The sequence below is a fragment of the Bradyrhizobium campsiandrae genome (assembly GCF_014529705.1).
Lineage (GTDB): Bacteria > Pseudomonadota > Alphaproteobacteria > Rhizobiales > Xanthobacteraceae > Bradyrhizobium > Bradyrhizobium campsiandrae.
Map to the genome: position 1 here is coordinate 1 of NZ_JAANIH010000207.1, position 456 is coordinate 456.

The 456-nt window shown below is 56.8% G+C and carries 1 protein-coding gene; it reads left to right on the forward strand.

Translation table 11 applies throughout. The features are described 5' to 3' along the window. Positions 1–51 precede the first annotated feature (51 nt). Positions 52–456, forward strand: a 405-nt coding sequence (argB, locus tag G8O24_RS47140; protein WP_188108435.1) for an acetylglutamate kinase, incomplete at its 3' end; no start/stop codon positions are given.

Consider the following 456-nt stretch of genomic DNA (forward strand, 5'->3'; position numbering starts at 1 on the left):
GACTAATGATCTGACCCACCAATACGTCGAAGAGAATAGCGCGTATACATCATGACCCTTGCTCTTGACATCCCCCTCAACGACTTCCAGTTCTCGGCTCAGCGGAAATCTGAGGTCCTGGTAGAAGCGCTGCCTTGGATCAGGCGGTTTCAGGGCCGCACTGTCGTCGTGAAATATGGCGGCAACGCGATGGTTGATCCCGGTCTGCAGCAGGCCTTCGCCGACGACATTGTGGTTATGGCCTCTGTGGGGATTCGCCCTATTGTCGTCCACGGTGGTGGCCCTCAGATCAATGCCATGCTTGCTGAATCTGCTACCCCAGTGGAGTTCCGTAATGGTTTGCGGGTGACATCTCCGGAGGTCATGGAGGTTGTCCGGATGGTGCTCGTCGGGCAGGTGGGCCGTCAGCTCGTTAATCGAATCAACGCCTATGCGCCGCTAGCAGCTGGCATGTCA